The sequence below is a fragment of the Phenylobacterium sp. genome, from assembly GCF_030646615.1.
Classification (GTDB): Bacteria; Pseudomonadota; Alphaproteobacteria; order Caulobacterales; family Caulobacteraceae; genus Phenylobacterium.
The window spans coordinates 166251-181510 of the sequence record NZ_JAUSLG010000047.1 but is presented as its reverse complement, the minus strand read 5'-3'; the positions used below and the strand labels follow the sequence as shown (position 1 = coordinate 181510).

General features: G+C 67.6%; 15 protein-coding genes and 1 pseudogene. 11 read left to right on the top strand and 5 right to left on the bottom strand.

Going from position 1 to position 15260, the window contains the following annotated elements; translation table 11 throughout:
- The 3 genes and pseudogenes from Q7S93_RS08500 to Q7S93_RS08490 all read left to right on the top strand — a co-directional run.
- Positions 1–1990: pseudogene (locus tag Q7S93_RS08500) on the top strand (hypothetical protein); the annotation flags it as partial.
- 147 nt (positions 1991–2137) lie between these two features.
- Entirely contained in the window at positions 2138–2944 is an 807-nt protein-coding gene (locus Q7S93_RS08495) for a helix-turn-helix domain-containing protein (protein ID WP_304713451.1), read from the top strand.
- A 68-nt stretch (positions 2945–3012) separates the two neighbouring features.
- A complete protein-coding gene (locus Q7S93_RS08490) occupies positions 3013–4128 on the top strand; it encodes a serine hydrolase domain-containing protein (RefSeq protein ID WP_304713450.1) in 1116 nt (371 codons plus the stop codon).
- 81 nt (positions 4129–4209) lie between these two features.
- Here Q7S93_RS08490 and Q7S93_RS08485 read toward each other — a convergent pair whose 3' ends face one another.
- A complete protein-coding gene (locus Q7S93_RS08485; RefSeq protein ID WP_304713449.1) occupies positions 4210–4350 on the bottom strand; it encodes a hypothetical protein in 141 nt (46 codons plus the stop codon).
- A gap of 123 nt (positions 4351–4473) precedes the next feature.
- On the opposite strand from Q7S93_RS08485, the gene Q7S93_RS08480 reads away from it, so the two are divergent.
- Positions 4474–5253, top strand: a complete 780-nt coding sequence (locus Q7S93_RS08480) for a class I SAM-dependent methyltransferase (protein ID WP_304713448.1) — start codon at positions 4474–4476, stop codon at positions 5251–5253.
- A 70-nt stretch (positions 5254–5323) separates the two neighbouring features.
- Here Q7S93_RS08480 and Q7S93_RS08475 read toward each other — a convergent pair whose 3' ends face one another.
- Positions 5324–5776: an Rrf2 family transcriptional regulator gene (locus tag Q7S93_RS08475; RefSeq protein ID WP_304713447.1), complete on the bottom strand. Its 453-nt coding sequence runs from the start codon at positions 5774–5776 to the stop codon at positions 5324–5326.
- 137 nt (positions 5777–5913) lie between these two features.
- Between Q7S93_RS08475 and Q7S93_RS08470 the strand changes: the two genes are divergently transcribed.
- A complete protein-coding gene (locus Q7S93_RS08470; protein WP_304713446.1) occupies positions 5914–6810 on the top strand; it encodes an NAD(P)/FAD-dependent oxidoreductase in 897 nt (298 codons plus the stop codon).
- A 16-nt stretch (positions 6811–6826) separates the two neighbouring features.
- On the opposite strand, the gene Q7S93_RS08465 is transcribed toward Q7S93_RS08470, so the two are convergent.
- Entirely contained in the window at positions 6827–8932 is a 2106-nt protein-coding gene (locus Q7S93_RS08465; RefSeq protein WP_304713445.1) for a PhoX family protein, read from the bottom strand.
- Between the two features lie 148 nt (positions 8933–9080).
- Here Q7S93_RS08465 and Q7S93_RS08460 point away from each other — a divergent pair, with 148 nt between their 5' ends.
- The 6 genes from Q7S93_RS08460 (at position 9081) to Q7S93_RS08435 (ending at position 13662) form a co-directional block, all read left to right on the top strand.
- On the top strand, positions 9081–10940 hold the full coding sequence (locus Q7S93_RS08460; RefSeq protein WP_304713444.1) for a monovalent cation:proton antiporter-2 (CPA2) family protein: 1860 nt from the start codon (positions 9081–9083) through the stop codon (positions 10938–10940).
- Between the two features lie 111 nt (positions 10941–11051).
- Positions 11052–11285, top strand: a complete 234-nt coding sequence (locus Q7S93_RS08455; protein WP_300576411.1) for a BolA family transcriptional regulator — start codon at positions 11052–11054, stop codon at positions 11283–11285.
- 12 nt (positions 11286–11297) lie between these two features.
- Positions 11298–12185 (top strand): hypothetical protein, encoded by an 888-nt coding sequence (locus Q7S93_RS08450; RefSeq protein WP_304713443.1) that lies wholly within the window; start codon positions 11298–11300, stop codon positions 12183–12185.
- A 75-nt stretch (positions 12186–12260) separates the two neighbouring features.
- Positions 12261–12602 (top strand): Grx4 family monothiol glutaredoxin, encoded by a 342-nt coding sequence (gene grxD / locus Q7S93_RS08445; RefSeq protein ID WP_304713442.1) that lies wholly within the window; start codon positions 12261–12263, stop codon positions 12600–12602.
- On the top strand, positions 12599–13018 hold the full coding sequence (locus Q7S93_RS08440; RefSeq protein WP_304713441.1) for an acyl-CoA thioesterase: 420 nt from the start codon (positions 12599–12601) through the stop codon (positions 13016–13018). Before grxD ends, Q7S93_RS08440 begins: the two co-directional genes overlap by 4 nt.
- Positions 13019–13071: 53 nt before the next feature.
- Positions 13072–13662, top strand: a complete 591-nt coding sequence (locus tag Q7S93_RS08435; RefSeq protein ID WP_304713440.1) for a DUF4126 domain-containing protein — start codon at positions 13072–13074, stop codon at positions 13660–13662.
- A 3-nt stretch (positions 13663–13665) separates the two neighbouring features.
- On the opposite strand, the gene Q7S93_RS08430 is transcribed toward Q7S93_RS08435, so the two are convergent.
- Positions 13666–14043: a hypothetical protein gene (locus tag Q7S93_RS08430; RefSeq protein WP_304713439.1), complete on the bottom strand. Its 378-nt coding sequence runs from the start codon at positions 14041–14043 to the stop codon at positions 13666–13668.
- A 78-nt stretch (positions 14044–14121) separates the two neighbouring features.
- Positions 14122–15141, bottom strand: coding sequence for a TerC family protein (locus Q7S93_RS08425; protein ID WP_304713438.1), 1020 nt, complete (start codon positions 15139–15141; stop codon positions 14122–14124).
- Positions 15142–15260: the final 119 nt, after the last annotated feature.

Genomic DNA, 15260 nt, shown 5'->3' with positions numbered 1-15260 from the left:
CGCGGTGATCGGCTCGGCGTTCAACGACAGCCTGTTCGGCAACAACAACCACGAGAGCCTCTCAGGAGGCGCAGGAGATGACCTGATCGCCGGCACGGGCGGCAACGACACCCTGGATGGGGGTTCAGGGGTCGATACGGTGACCTACTACAACTCACTTTACGCCCTCAATGTCAGCCTGGCCGTGAGCGGGCCGCAGAACACCTGGAACGCTGGGGAGGACGTCCTCCTGAACTTCGAGAACCTCACCGGCGGGACGGTCAATGACATCCTCTCCGGAGACGGCGGAAACAACGTCATCGACGGACAGGCCGGAGACGACACCCTCACGGGCGGCGCTGGAAACGACACCCTCATCGGCGGCGATGGAGCAGATCAGTTCAACTACTCCGGAGTCGGCAACGGCTTTGACGTTCTGCAAGGCGGCGGCGGGGCCGATCGCGCCATCGCCCTGACGGACGGGACCATTATCGGCCTGAAGTCTCTGACCGGTGTTGAGACCGTCACAGCCAACGGACACGCAAATGTCTCGGTTCTCGGCTCGGCCCAAGGCGACAGTCTAGATTTTGGCGCGACGACTCTTGTCGACATCGTCAAGATTGATGGCGGTGACGGCGCTGACACCATCATCGGAGCTTCTAGCGCCGACACACTCGTAGGCTCCGGAGGAGACGACTCCCTCGTCGGCGGCGCCGGCGATGACCAGTTCCTCTATTCAGCCGCGGCAAATGGGTTTGATGCGGTCAATGGCGGGAGCGGGAATGACGCCATCCTGGCGGTAGAGGACGGCGCCGTCATTGGCCTGCGGTCGCTCAACGGGATCGAGATCATATCGGCCAATGGGCATATGGGCGTTTCGGTCCAGGGATCGTCGGGCAACGACCTTCTCGACTTTTCCGGCGTCACGCTCCAAGGCGTATCGCGGATCGACGGGGGCGGCGGCGCCGACACCCTCATCGGTGGGAATGGAGACGACACGATCTCTGGCTCGGGCGGCGCGGACTCCCTGTCCGGCGGCGATGGTGACGATCGCTTCGTCTATCTCGGCTCCAGCAGCGGCAGCGACCGTATCAATGGAGGCGCGGGCAATGATGCAATCTTTGCCGAGGGCGACGATACTATTATCTTCGTGTCGTACATTTCTGGAGTCGAGATTATATCATCCGACGGCTGGTCGAATGTAAGCATCGAAGGTTCGAGTGCCGGCGATCTTCTGGATTTCGGAGCAGTCAGCTTGTCGGGCGTGGTCGAAATCAGAGCCGGCGGGGGCGCTGATACGGTCATTGGCTCGAGTGCAGCCGACACAATTTCTGGCGGCGCGGGCGCTGACTCGCTGGCCGGTGGCGAGGGAGACGACCTGTTCCTCATTGGCGCTGGCGACGGCGCCGATGACATCGACGGCGGCGCAGGGCACGATATTGTCAGGGCGAAGGCCGATGGGGCGATCTTCCAGCTCGAGAGCCTCATCAGTATCGAAGAAATCGACGGGGGCGGCTATGCGGATGTGGCCGGCCTGGGCTCCAGCGGCGGCGACTCCATCGACCTCTCGGCCCTGACTGTCACCGGTCTGGCCTATCTCGACGCGGGAGACGGCAATGACAGCCTCGTCGGATCCGGTGGCGCTGACACGATCAGGCTCGGATCAGGAGCCGACACCTTGGCCGGCGGCGCGGGCGGAGACGTGTTTCAGATGCTGAACGCCAGCGACAGTGGACTTGGCGCAGATGCGGATCTGATCCTAGACTTCACCTTAGGCGCCGACCTGTTGGATCTGAGCGCTTTGGATGCTGACCTGATCACGACAGGCGACCAGGCTTTCACGTATATCGGAAGCGCGGCCTTCTCTGGAGTGGCCGGTGAGCTAAGGGCTGTCGCGGGGTCACTAGGTGACACCATCGTTTCCGGAGATCTGGACGGGGACGGCTTGGCTGATTTCTCCATCGTCATGAGCGGCAGCTTGACGCTCAGCACAGGAGACTTCCTCCTATAGAGGGTGTGGCCACCTCCAGCACGCCAACCCCGGCCGCTCTGCGGCGCGAGCCAGGTTGCGGCTATCGCCCGCTCTGGTGAAAGCTGGCCGAGAGCCTGTTCCGGCCACGGCTGGCGCGGGCAAGGACAGCCCGAATGGACCCCGGACATGTCTCGTCGATCCCTGGCTCCAGGCGAGTTTTTCGGCGAGCGTTCGCGAGGGGTCCTGGCCCACGGCTACAGGATCGACCTTAGGATCGCGACCTTGCCGGCCGAGCAGGTGCAGACCCATTCGCACGAGGACGCCCACTTCGTGCTGGCGCTGGACGGCGGGTACCGAAGCCTGGCCCATGACCCGATGACCCCGCGCGACCGGGCGTTCGGCCCCGGCGCCCTTGTCTGGAACCCGGCCGGGGTCGAGCACCGCGACTGTTTCGATGTGGTCGGGGGGCGGTTTCTGGCGGTCAGCTTCACGCCGCCGGCCGGCGGCGCCCAGGGCGGTCCCCTTCGGCTGAGGGGACGGCCCGAGGTGGCGGCGCGACGCCTGGTGGGCGCCGCGGCCCGCTTTGCGCCGGGCGATGAGCTTATCCTCCAGGGTCTGGCGCTCGATCTTTCCGGGGCGGTCCTGTCGGCCGAGGAGCTCGATGAAGATCCTGCGCCTGAGTGGATGTGGCGCGCGCGGGAGGTCATCGGGGATCTGGCGACAAGGCCTGGAACCGAGGTCAGGGGCGTCGCCGCCGAACTCGGCGTGCATCCGGTCTCCCTGGCGCGCCGCTATCGCCGCCACTATCGCCAGTCTCCGACAGCGGCCATCCGGCAGGCGCGAGCCGACCGCGCGGCGAGCCTCATGGCGCGCGGCGCAGACCTGGCCGCCCTGGCCGATGAAGCCGGTTATGCCGATCAGAGCCATATGACCCGCGAGTTCGTCGCCATCTACGGCCTGACGCCCGGCCGCTACCGGGCGCTTTTCCGGTGACGGTTTCACCTGTTCAAGACGACCAGGGACGAGCGTGCGACGGACGACCCCCTCCCGGAGATTTCTGCATGTCTCGAGCCCTCATCGCCGCCAGCGCGCTTTTCCTCGCCGCCACCTCGGCCACCGCCCAGACGCCCTGGCGCACGGCCCCGCCTGAAAGCCAGGGCATGGCGTCCGAGCGCCTGGCCGCCATGGACGCCGCCGTCCGGGCAGGGTCCTTCGAGAAGGTCACCAGCGTCCTGATCGCCCGCCACGGGCGGCTGGTGCACGAAGCCTATTTCGACGAGGGCGGTCGCGAGGCGGGGCGGGACACCCGCTCGGTGACCAAGACCGTGACCGCCATGCTGGTGGGCGCGGCGATCGCCGAAGGCGCGGTCCCTGATGTCGCCGCCCCCGTCACACCGCTGCTTTCGGCCTATGGCCCCTTCGACAATCCCGATCCCCGCAAGGACGAGATCACGATCGAAGACCTCCTCACCATGAGCTCGCTGCTCGAATGCGATGACGGAAACTCATTTTCGCGCGGCAACGAGGAGCGGATGTACCTGATCGAGGACTGGGTGAAGTTCGCCTTCGACCTCCCGATCCGCGGCTTTCCGGGCTGGGTCCCCAAACCCGCCGACCAACCGTATGGCCGCGCCTTCAGCTACTGCACGGCCGGCGTCACGGCGCTGGGCGCGGCCGTCCAGTCCGCCGTGGGCGAGCCCCTGGACACGTTCGCGCACCGGATCCTCTTCGCGCCGCTCGGCATAGAGGGCGAGCAGTGGCAGAGGTCGCCGGTGGGGACGCCGCAGGGTGGCGGCGGCCTGCGGTTGCGCAGCCGCGATCTCCTGGCCCTGGGCCAGTTGCTCCTCAACCGCGGCCGATGGGAGGGACGTCAGATTCTCCCCGAGCCCTTCGCCCTCGCCATGACGACGCCGCAGGTCTCGGTCGACGCGCAGCGGGGGGACTACGGCTATCTGACCTGGCTGCCCGCCTACAGCGTCAACGGACAACAGCATGCCGCCTGGGCCATGGCGGGGACCGGGGGAAACAAGGTGGTGATCGTGCCCGATCTCGACGTCGTGGCGGTGGTGACTACCGAGAACTACAGGGTTCGGAACGCCCACGGCCTGAGCGACAGGCTGCTGGTCGAACATGTGCTCGCCGCGATCGAGACGCGTCAGGCGCCGACCGAGCCCTGATCGGTGGAGTGGAGCGCTAGTGCCCTTTCCGATCTGACAGATTCCGTCTGATTCTGATAAAAATCCCTCTAAATCAAATGTTTAGACAAATTTTGAGCCGATGGCCGTTTCACGCCGTGACGGGGCGCCGAACATCCGGGCGTACTCGCGGCTGACCTGGGACCCGCTCTCATAGCCCACCGAGAAGGCGGCCGGCCCCGCCCGCTCGCCTTTGGTCAACACGCGGCGGCGGGCCTCCAGAAGACGCAGGTGCTTCTGGTGCTCGCCCCCCATCGACAGGCCACACCGCCATTGGCAAGCGCGTCACATCACGCTACTTTTAAAGTATCATGATGGAGCGACGAAATGAAAGCATTTGAGGACTCCAGCCACTGGGACACGGCGGCGCAGCACTACGAGCAGACCGCCCACCCGTTCACGGCGAAATACGCCAAGTCCGCCCTGGCCATGGTCACCCTGTCACCCGGCGCCCGCGTTCTGGATGTCGCGGCCGGGACCGGCGCATTGGCGCTGGAGGCGGCGCGGGCGGGCGCACAGGTGCTGGCGATCGACTTTTCGCCCGGCATGGTCGCTCGCATCGCAGCTCAAGGCCTGGCCAATGTCGAGGCCAGCGTCATGGATGGCCAGGCCTTGATGCTGCCGGACAGCGCCTTCGACGCGGTTTTCTCGATCTTTGGCGTGATCATGTTCCCAGACTGGCGGAAGGGCCTTTCGGAAATGGCGCGGGTCACCCGCCCGGGCGGGTATGGCGTCGTCGCCACCTGGCGCGACAGCGGCGCGGCCACCTTCCTGCTGCTCAGCCAGGTGCGCCAGACCCTGTTTCCCGGCCGCGAGACGATGGCCATGCCCAACGCGGTCTCAGCGCTGAGCGAACCCCAGGACTTCGCACGCGAAATGACCGCCGCCGGCTTTACGGACCCGCAGATTCAGGCCGTGACCTTCGACTTCGAGCTCGACATCGCCGCCCTGGATGAGCCCGACACCCTCTTTGGCATGTCGCCGGACTGGACCAGCCTCACCGACGCCGACAAGAGCGCCGTGGTCGCCGAGGTGCGCCGGATGGCGGGCGACCGGGCCATCCTCCCGATCCCGTCCACGGCCCTGATCGGCGTGGCGAGGCGCTAGGCGCTCCGCCGGCCCTCGCCCTGCTGATCACCCCCTGAGGCCGGCCGGCGACAGGGCAGGTCGACCAGCCTCAGGCCTCCGACCCTTTGCGCCCCATCACCGCCGCGAACCGCGCATCGAAATCCCGCGCGATATCGGCCAGGGTCACCTCGCCGAAGCGGGCGATGACCAGGGCTTCGGCGGCGGCCAGGGTGTCGGCGACGGCGGCGTTGACAGCCTGTTCCACCAGGCAGCGGGGGTCGTCGTCGGCCAGGCCGATGGCGAACAGGCGCGGGTCGCCCAGGGCCCGGTAGATGTCCAGCAGGCTCACCTCCGCCAGGGCGCGGTTCAGCGCCCAGCCGCCGCCGTGGCCCTTCTCCGAGCGCACAATCTCCTGGTCGCGCAGGCCGGCCATGGTGCGGCGGACCACCACGGGGTTGGTGTTGAGCATCTGTGCCAGCTGCTCCGACGTCATGGCGCCGTCGTGGCGGTCCATATGGATCAGGGCGTGCAGCATGCGCGAGAGGCGGCTGTCGCTTCGCATCGGGGCTCTCCGGTTCGCCCTCGACCATAGCTCATGTTTCTTGAAACAACAGGAGTTGCATGATCGAGCCCCAAACCCCATCATGTAACTTCTGAAGAAGCGAGACAGGTCGCGAATGGCCCTCGAAGGAGTTTTCCATGTCCTATGACGTCATCATCGTGGGCGGCAGTTTCGCCGGCATGTCGGCCGCGATGCAGCTCGCCCGGGCACGGCGGCCGATCCTGGTGGTGGATGCAGGGGCGCCGCGCAACCGCTTCGCCGAGGCCTCCCACGGCTTTCTGGGTCAGGACGGCGTGGCGCCCGCCGCCATCATGCGCGAGGCCCTGCGCCAGCTTTCCGCCTATCCGAGCGTGGACTTCGTCCACGGCCGGGCGACGGCGGCCTCAGGCGAACTCGACCGGTTCGAGGTGACGCTGGAGGATGGCGCCGCCCACGCCGCCCGCCGGCTGGTCCTGACCACCGGGGTCACCGACACCCTGCCCGACATCCCGGGCCTGGCCGAACGCTGGGGCCAGAGCGTCATGCACTGTCCCTACTGCCACGGCTATGAGGTCCGCGACCGCCGGATCGGCGTCCTGGCCAACCATCCCATGTCCAGCCATCAGGCCCTGATGCTGCCCGACTGGGGGCCGACCACCTTCTTCACCCAAGGCCTGGTCCCGGTGGAGGCTGAGCTGGCGGGCAAGCTGGCGGCCCGGGGAGTCGAGGTCGAGACCACGCCGGTGGTCGACGTGCTGGGCGAAGGCCTGGCCATCTCCGGCGTCCGCCTGGCCGACGGCCGCACCGTGGCCCTGGAGGCCATCTTCACCGCGCCGCAGACCGCGCCCACGAGCCCGCTGGCCGCCCAGCTCGGCTGCGCCTTCGAAGACGGCATGACCGGGCCGCACCTGAAGCTGGAGCCCGGCCAGCAGCGCACGAGCGTGGCCGGCGTCTACAGCGCCGGCGACACAGCCAGCCCCATGCACAACGCCACCCTGGCCTCGGCCGCCGGCGTCATGGCCGGCATTGGCGCGCATCAGTCGCTGATCTTCTGACGCCGCAAATGCGTGATCAGGAGCCGATGACGCCGCCGTCGATCTTGGTGATGACCACCGTCGCCGAGCGCGGCGGCCCGCCGTTGTAGTCAGGGAAGCCCGAACCATAGTCCCCGGCGGCGAACTGCGCCGCCGTGGCGTGGGCGCCGGGATGCTGGAAGTTGACGAACAGGGTCCTGCCGTCCGGCGTGCCGACCACGCCTGTGCACTCCTGCCCCCAGGGTCCGGTCATGAAGCGCTTGATCTCGCCGGTGGCGGGGTCGGCGGCCAGCAGTCCGTTCATGCCAAAGGGCTTGAGCGGCCCCTCATAGGCCGGGCCGAGATCGCCCATGTCGGTCTGAATCCACAGGCGGGACTGAGCGTCGAACCAAAGGCCGTCGGGACAGGCGAAAATGTTGTCGTTGTTCAGGGTCGCCCCGTTGGCGACCACCGAGTTGCGGGCGTCCCCGGCGATGACGAACAGGTCCCAGCTGAAGCTGCCCGCGGTATGATCGCCACCGGCATAGGTCCAGCGCACGATCTGGCCGAAATTGTTCGCTGCCCGCGGATTTACCGCATCGACCTGCGCCTGGGTGCGGAGGGTGTTGTTGGTCAGGGTGAAATAGACCGCGCCGGTCTTCGGATCGACCGCCCCCCATTCGGGACGGTCCATCTTGGTGGCGCCCACATGGTCGGCGGCCAGGCGCGTATTGACCAGGATGTCGGCCAGGTCGGCAAAGCCGTTGGCTGGGGTCAGGCCATTGCGGCCCGGCGCCAGCGCCAGCCACTCGCCGCCGCCGTCATCATTGAACCTCGCCACATAGAGCGTGCCGCGGTCGAGGATGCCGCCGTCCGTCTGGCCGGGCGCGAAAGCCTCGTCGGAGACGAACCTGTAGATGTATTCGAACCTCGCATCATCGCCCGAATAACAGACCACCGGCTGGCCCGGGACGGCCGGGGCGAAGACCACACCCTCATGGCCAAAGCGGCCCAGATGGGTGCGCTTGATGGGCGTGGCTGTGGGGTCGAAGGGATCGATCTCCACCATCCAACCCATGGTGTTGGGCTCGTTGCGATAGTCCTCGACGGCCGAAGCGGCCCTGGCTGAGGCGTCGAACCGCACATATTCGTCCGCGCCGGACCGGGCCAGATGCCAGGCGAACCGCCCACCCCGCGCCGATCGCGGAACGCCATAGCGCGCGTGCTCTCGGGGATGCTCGGCGTCGGTGTTGGAGAAATAGCCCGCCCAGTTCTCCTCGGCGGCCAGGTAGGTGTTCCAGGGCGTGACCCCGTGGGAGCAGTTGTTCAGCGTGCCGCGGGCGCGCAGGCCATCGGGGCTGAACATCGTGCGCACATGGGCTGCGCCGCGCACCGGGCCGCCGATCTCCACCGGCGTGGCGGCCGTGATCCGGCGGTTGCGCGGGTCAGCGACCACCGACCAGCTTCCATCGCCCTGACGGCTGGTGCGATAGATCGAGACGCCGTGCGCGGCGATCTCCATCCGCACCTCGTCATCATCGCGTCGGCCCTCGGCGTCAAAGGCCACCCCATAGGCGTTGAAGGACTGGCCCTTGTAGGCGGGCTTTTCCGCATGCAGGAACCGGGGTTCGATATATTCGTGGTTCACCACGAGGAGGCCGTCGGCCGACGAGCCGTCGATCGGGAAGAAGTGCATCCCGTCGTGGTGCTGGCCGGTCTGATGCTCCTGCTCGGCGCCGGTATTGGCGCCCGGGCGCGGGGCCGGCATGTCGCCGGAGATCGGCGTCCCGGTCGGGGCGAGCACCTGGAAGCGATAGCCCTCAGGCACGACGACCCTGTCCTCGAAGCCGACCGGAACCGACTTGAAGCCCAGCAGCGACGGGGCCGCGTCCTGGGCCTGGGCCGGCTTGGCCGCGAGGCCGCCGCCGATAAGGCCCGTGGCCAGGGTCGCCAGGCCGCCCATCAGAAACTGGCGACGGGCGACCCGCGCCTCCATCACCTCATAGAAGGTGCGGTTGGCCGAACTGTTGCAGGGCGGCTCGTCGCCGTGCTGGTAGCCCATCGCCTGGGTGTGGTCGGGATAGTCGCGCTCAAGGTCTTTAATTGTCGGCCCCAGTGCTGGATCGGAGAAGGCAGTCTCGGCGAGGTGCGTGAAACTAGACACCCTATGTCACAGGGCCATGAACCGCGGCCATATCGCCGCCCCTGCTAAAAGGCCGATCACTCAACCCGGCTGGCGCATGTGCCGCTGAACGCCTAGCTGGACAATCGGCGCCTGCAGGGGCGCTATGGGACCGTTGGAGACTGTTGAAATGGCGACGGAAGCAAGCGGACTGAGCCTGGGTCACGCCGTGGTGCTGCTGGGCGCGGCCGTGATCGCCGTGCCGCTGTTTAGCCGGCTGCAGCTCGGCTCGGTGCTGGGCTATCTGGCGGCGGGCCTGGTGATCGGCCCGTTCGGCCTGGCCTTCATCTCCGAGCCTGAGACCATCCTGCATGTGGCCGAACTTGGCGTAGTGATGTTCCTGTTCATCATCGGCCTGGAGATGCGGCCGGCCAAGCTGTGGAATCTGAGGCGGGAAATCTTCGGCCTCGGCGCGGTCCAGGTGCTGGTCTGCGCCGCCCTGCTGTCGGGCCTGGGGGTGCTGGCGGGCCTGCCCGTGGTCGCCGCGGTGATCGGCGCCAGCGGCTTTGTGCTGTCCTCCACCGCCGTGATCATGAAGATGCTGGACGAGCGCGGACAGACGGCCAGCCCCGCCGGTCAGCGGGCGGTGTCGATCCTGCTGCTGGAAGATCTCGCCGTCGTCCCCCTGCTGGCCCTGGTGGCCGTGCTCGCCTCGGTGTCGGGGCAGGACGTGGAGGCCGGCCGGCCGGTCTGGGTCTCCATCCTCATGGCGATCGGGACCCTGGCGGCCCTGCTGGCGGCCGGCCGCTGGCTGCTCAATCCCTTCTTCGGCCTGCTGGCGCGGACCGGAGCCCGGGAGATCATGACCGCGGCGGCCCTGCTGGTGGTGCTGGGGGCGGCCATGTTCCTCGACTGGGGCGGGCTTTCCATGGCCATGGGCGCCTTCATGGCCGGTGTCCTGTTGTCGGAATCCACCTTCCGCCACCAGTTGGAGGCCGATATCGAGCCCTTCCGCGGCATCCTGCTCGGCCTGTTTTTCATCAGCGTCGGCATGTCCCTGAACCTGGCCGTCGTGGCGGAGTCCTGGATGCTGATCGCCGGCGGCGTGCTGGCCTTCATGGGGGTCAAGGCGGCCGGCATCTACGGCATCGCCCGCCTGTTCCGAGCAAGCCCTCGGGAGTCGATCCAGCGGGCGGCCCTTTTCGCGCAAGGGGGCGAGTTCGCCTTCGTCCTCTATGGGGCGGCCCTGGCCGGCGGCGTGATCGACGCCCGCACCAGCGCCGTGATGACCGCCATCGTCATCCTGTCCATGGCGTTGACCCCTGTGGTGATCATCGTGCTCGATCGCCTGACGCCGCGGCTGAAGCTCTCCATGGACGGCATCGAAGAGGCCAATGGCCTTCATGGCCAGATCCTGCTGATCGGCTTCGGCCGCTTCAGCCAGGTGGTCAGCCAGCCCCTGCTGGCCCGCGGCTTCGAGATCGCGCTGATCGAAAACGATGTGGAAATGATCCAGGCCGCCGCCAATTTCGGCTTCAAGGTCTATTATGGCGATGGCGCGCGCCTCGATGTGCTGCGGGCCTCCGGCGCCGAGACCGCCGAGGCGATCATGATCGGCGTCGACAAGCCCGAGGTGGCCGACCACATCGTCGAGCTGGTGAAATCGGAATTCCCCCACGCCAGGCTCTTCGTGCGCGCCTATGACCGCGGCCATTCCATGCGCCTGACCCAGGCTGGAGTCGATTTCCAGATCCGCGAGACCTTCGAGTCGGCGCTCACCATGGGCGAGCGCCTGCTGCTCGACCTGGGCGTCGAGCCCGACGAGGCCGCCGAGACCATGGCCGAGGTGCGCCGCAGCGACGAGGAGCGGTTCGAGGCGCAGTTGGTCGGCGGCATCGAGGCCGGCCGCGGCATGATGCGCGGCAATATGGTGACCCCGCAGCCGACGCCCTTCTCCAAGCCTCGCCGCGAGGCCCAGGCGATCAATCCCGAGGCCGCCGGCCTCATCGCCGACAAGGCCGCAAACCGCGAGACCGAACCCACCGCCTAGGCTTGGGCCAAGACTTGAGGAGGCGCCTGCATGGCCGGCCGGACCTCCCTGCGCTATGGGAGCGTTAACCCATTTCGCCCCATAAACCCTGTTGGAAGAGAGCGTGCGCCCATGCCTATGACCCAGGCCGATCTGGAAACCTCCCTGCGCGAGGCCTTTCCCGACGCCCAGATCGCGATCGAGGACCTCGCCGGAGACGGCGACCACTATCGCGCGCGCATCGTCTCGACCGCCTTTCAGGGCTTACCGCGGGTGCGCCAGCACCAGCTCGTCTACGCCGCCCTCAAGGGCAAGATGGGCGGCGAACTGCACGCCCTCGCCCTTGAGACCTCGGTTCCAGGCTAGGGCGGAGAGGCCATGCGCTACCGGCCGTTCGGCATCTCGGGCAAGGCGGTCTCGGCGCTGAGCCTCTTGCTGCGCGACACCGGCCGCAGCCAGGCCCCTAGCGCTTGGCGGACCCTGGCTGTCTGCGCCATGGAATGCGGGATCAACGCCTTTGAGCTCGAAGCCGGCGTCGCCCCCCTGGCGGCCGGTTTCCGGGACGCCCTGGAAGCGGTGGAACGCCGCCTGCTGTTCGTCGCCTGGCGGATCATCGGCGATGGTCGCACCCCCACCGATGCACGCTATCTGCAGGACGCCGTCCGCGAGGGCCTGAACCAGACCGGGGCCGGCTATTTCGACCTGCTGACCCTGGACGAGGCCGCCTATGCGACCCTGACGCCCGAGGGCGCCGCCACCCTGGACGATCTCCGCGCCGCGGGCCTCGCCCTGCAGATCGGCGTGGCCGGCGTCAGCGCCCTGGTGGACCAGGCGGTCGCCACCGGCGCCTTCGACGCCCTGGCCTCGCCGTTCAACCTGACCTCGGGCTGGCACATCCGCCGACGCATCCGCGAGGCCGCCCACCTCAACATGTCGATCACCGGCTTCGACGCCTTCCCGCCCGAGCTGTGCCGCCCGCCCGCCCAGATCGCGGCCAAGCCGGCCCTCTTCCGACGGGCCGGCCCCAGCGCCGCCAGCGTCGGCGCCTACGCCTTCCTGCACGAGACGCGCAACTGGGCGGCCGACGAGCTCTGCCTGGCCTACGCCCTGACCGAACCTGCCCTGGCCTGCATCCAGATCGAGGCCCATCGCCCCGACGTGATCGAACGTCTGGCCGCCGTGCCCGACCGCGAACTGCCCACAGGCCTGGCCGCCCAGATCGAAATGGCGCGGATCGACACCCCGGCCGACGCCCGCTCGGCATAAGCGGCTATTGACCAGGGGCCGGCGCCTCCCTAGCTCTGGGTCTTGAGTTTCTGACCCCATCGAAAGGCCGTTCCCATGAGCGAGGCCATGACCGATCCCGCCCACGACTTCATCGCCAAGACCCTGAAGGACCATCAGGTGGTCCTGTTCATGAAGGGCGTACCCGAACAGCCCCGCTGCGGATTCTCGGGTCTGGTGGTGCAGATCCTCGACCATCTCGGCGTGGACTTCGTCGGCGTCGACGTGCTTCAGGACGATAGCCTGCGCGACGGCGTCAAGACCTACACCGACTGGCCGACCATCCCGCAGCTCTACGTCAAGGGCGAATTCGTCGGCGGCGCCGACATCGTCCGCGAGATGTTCCAGAACGGCGAGCTGAAGCCCTTCCTCAGCCAGCAGGGCGTCCTGGCTGCGTGAGCCGGGCCTTCGAGCCCCCGCCGGGGCGGCAGGTCTTTTCCCGCAGCTTCACGCCGACGGCGGCCGATATCGACGCCAATGGCCATGTGAACAACGTGGTCTATCTGGGCTGGGCGCAGGATCTGGCCATCGCCCACTGGGACTCCGCCGCCGACCCTGAGGAGTCGCAGACCCTGGCCTGGGTCGCCCTGCGCCACGAGGTGGACTACCGCCGCGCCCTGCTGCCGGGCGAGACGGCGCTCGGCCGCACCTGGGTTTCCGACAAGGCCGAAGGGCCGCGCTTCGACCGTTTCGTGCGCATCGATGGCCCCGACGGCGCCATGTGCGCCCAGGTCAGAACCGTGTGGTGCCTGATCGAGAGGACGACCGGCCGCCCCCGCCGGGTGCCCGCCGAGCTGGTCGCCCGCTTCGGCTAAGGCTTAGCGCCCTGGCGCAGCTTGCGGCATGATGGCGCCACAGGAGGCGGTTCATGGACGGTTTCGCCAGTCTCTTCTCGGCCTTCGGCCTGGCCAGCGCCGCCGGCTTCAACGCCTATGTGCCCCTGCTCACGGTCGGCCTGGTGGCCCGCTACACCGACCTGGTGTCCCTGGCCGAGCCCTTCGACGTGTTGACCCAGCCCTGGGTGTTGGCGGTCATCGGCGCCCTGGCGGTGGTGGACTTCGTCGCGGACAAGATCCCCGCCGTAGATACCGCCTGGCATGGCCTGGGCGCCCTGGTCAGCCCCATCGCCGGCGCCGTGCTGTTCGCCAGCCAGCAGAATGTGCTGAGCGACATGCACCCGGCCATCGGCGCCCTGGCCGGCCTGGTTGTCGCCGGGGGCTTTCATGGAAGTCGGGCGGCCGTGCGGCCCGTCTCCACCGCCACCACCGGCGGCCTGGGCAATCCCGTGCTGTCTCTGCTGGAGGATCTGCTCTCGGGCTTGCTCAGCGTCCTGGCGGTCTTCCTGCCGGTCCTCGCCTTTGGCCTCGCCGGCCTCGTGGCGGTCATCGGGGTGCTGATGCTGCTGCGCGCCGCCCGGGCCTGGCGCGAACGCAAGGATGCCCGTCTGCGGCCGGGCTGAGGTTCAGAGGCCGGGCCAGCCGATCAGCGGATTGAGCAGGAAGACCGGATCGCGGGCCACCAGCCCCAGCTCCTCATAGCTGAAGGTCAGCGACACATGCCCCGCCACCAGCGAGCGGCATTCGTCCAGCCGCTTGCGGCCGAAGGCCAGGGTCACCGCCTCGCCCTGCCGCTCCACATAGAAGGCGAAGTCGCCCTTGGTGGTGCAGCCGTTGGAGGCCACCTTGATGGTCAGCTCCCGCCGGCCGGCCTCTGCAGCGTAGAGCGGCTCCAGTTCGGCCAGGGGGACCCCCGAGGGCGCAAGGATCGGCGGCGGCGGAACCGTGGCGCAGCCGGCCAGCAGGGCGGCGACCGAGGCCATCATCAGAAAGCGGCGTGTCATGCCCCCTATCGGCCACATCCGCGCCGCCAGGGAAAGCCCATGTCGCTGGCAAGAGCGGGTCGATGTCCATGGAGAGGCTCAGACTATCCCGCCTTCAACGCCGCCCTTGGGATGCTTGGGCTTGAGCAGCGAGAAGATCACGCCGCCGGCCAGCAGGCTGACGGTGATGCCCAGCGACCAGGGGGCGGGGAACTTTCCGCCGAAGAAGAGGTCGCCGGCGAAGATCTTGAAGCCGATGAAGACCAGCACCAGGGCAAGCGCCACCTTCAGATAGTGGAAGCGGTGGACCGCGTTCTCCAGGGCGAAATAGAGCGCCCGCAGCCCCAGGATGGCGAAGATGTTGGAGGTGTAGACGATGTAGGGGTCCTGGGTGATGGCGAAGATGGCCGGCACCGAGTCGATGGCGAAGACCAGGTCGGCGAACTCCACCAGCACCAGGGCCAGGAACAGCGGGGTGGCGAACAGCACCACCTTGCCGCTGACCGGATGGGCCTGGCGCACGAAGAACTTCGAGCCCTGGAAGGTCTCGGTCACCCGGAGATGGCCGCGCAACCACTTCAATATGGCGTTGTTGGTGAGGTCCTTGGCCTCTTCCGCGTCGCTGGAGAAGGACTCCTTGAGCATCTTGGCGCCGGTGAAGAGCAGGAAGGCGGCGAAGATGTAGAGGATCCAGGCGAAGTTGGTCACCAGGGCCGCGCCGATGCCGATCATGATCGCCCGCAGGATGATCACCCCCAGAATGCCCCAGAAGAGCACCCGGTGCTGCAGCTCCCGCGGAACGGCGAAATAGGCCAGGATCAGGGAGATGACGAAGACATTGTCGAGGGCCAGGGTCAGCTCGAGGAGATAGCCGGTATAGTATTCCACCGCCTTCTGCGAGCCGAGGTCGTACCAGATCCAGGCGCCGAAGGTCAGGCCGAGGGCGATATAGGCCGCCGCCGCCTTCACCGATTCCGCGGGACCAATGACGTGGTCCTTGCGATTGAAGACCCCCAGGTCGAGGGTCAGGACCGTGAGGACGATCCCAAGGAACAACAGCCAGAGCCAGGTGGCCTGACCGAGGAACGGCGTTTGCAAAAATATAAGGAGAGCGTCCATCGGACCCCGCACCTCTCATAGTCACGACGCCGCGTCCGCGTCTGGAGAGTGAAGATCCGACATCGTCGCGACCGCCGTCGCGACCAGAGGGGCCCGGACCGAGCGGCGGACATAGGGGG

Excerpts from the sequence above, each read along its gene's own strand:
- Q7S93_RS08480 (WP_304713448.1), top strand. The coding sequence starts at position 4,474 with ATGAAAGCATTTGAGGACTCCAGCCACTGGGACACGGCGGCGCAGCAC.
- Q7S93_RS08470 (WP_304713446.1), top strand. The coding sequence starts at position 5,914 with ATGTCCTATGACGTCATCATCGTGGGCGGCAGTTTCGCCGGCATGTCG.
- Q7S93_RS08425 (WP_304713438.1), bottom strand. The coding sequence starts at position 15,141 with ATGGACGCTCTCCTTATATTTTTGCAAACGCCGTTCCTCGGTCAGGCC.
- Q7S93_RS08450 (WP_304713443.1), top strand. The coding sequence starts at position 11,298 with ATGCGCTACCGGCCGTTCGGCATCTCGGGCAAGGCGGTCTCGGCGCTG.
- Q7S93_RS08490 (WP_304713450.1), top strand. The coding sequence starts at position 3,013 with ATGTCTCGAGCCCTCATCGCCGCCAGCGCGCTTTTCCTCGCCGCCACC.
- Q7S93_RS08430 (WP_304713439.1), bottom strand. The coding sequence starts at position 14,043 with ATGACACGCCGCTTTCTGATGATGGCCTCGGTCGCCGCCCTGCTGGCC.
- Q7S93_RS08435 (WP_304713440.1), top strand. The coding sequence starts at position 13,072 with ATGGACGGTTTCGCCAGTCTCTTCTCGGCCTTCGGCCTGGCCAGCGCC.
- Q7S93_RS08455 (WP_300576411.1), top strand. The coding sequence starts at position 11,052 with ATGCCTATGACCCAGGCCGATCTGGAAACCTCCCTGCGCGAGGCCTTT.
- grxD (WP_304713442.1), top strand. The coding sequence starts at position 12,261 with ATGAGCGAGGCCATGACCGATCCCGCCCACGACTTCATCGCCAAGACC.
- Q7S93_RS08475 (WP_304713447.1), bottom strand. The coding sequence starts at position 5,776 with ATGCGAAGCGACAGCCGCCTCTCGCGCATGCTGCACGCCCTGATCCAT.
- Q7S93_RS08460 (WP_304713444.1), top strand. The coding sequence starts at position 9,081 with ATGGCGACGGAAGCAAGCGGACTGAGCCTGGGTCACGCCGTGGTGCTG.
- Q7S93_RS08495 (WP_304713451.1), top strand. The coding sequence starts at position 2,138 with ATGTCTCGTCGATCCCTGGCTCCAGGCGAGTTTTTCGGCGAGCGTTCG.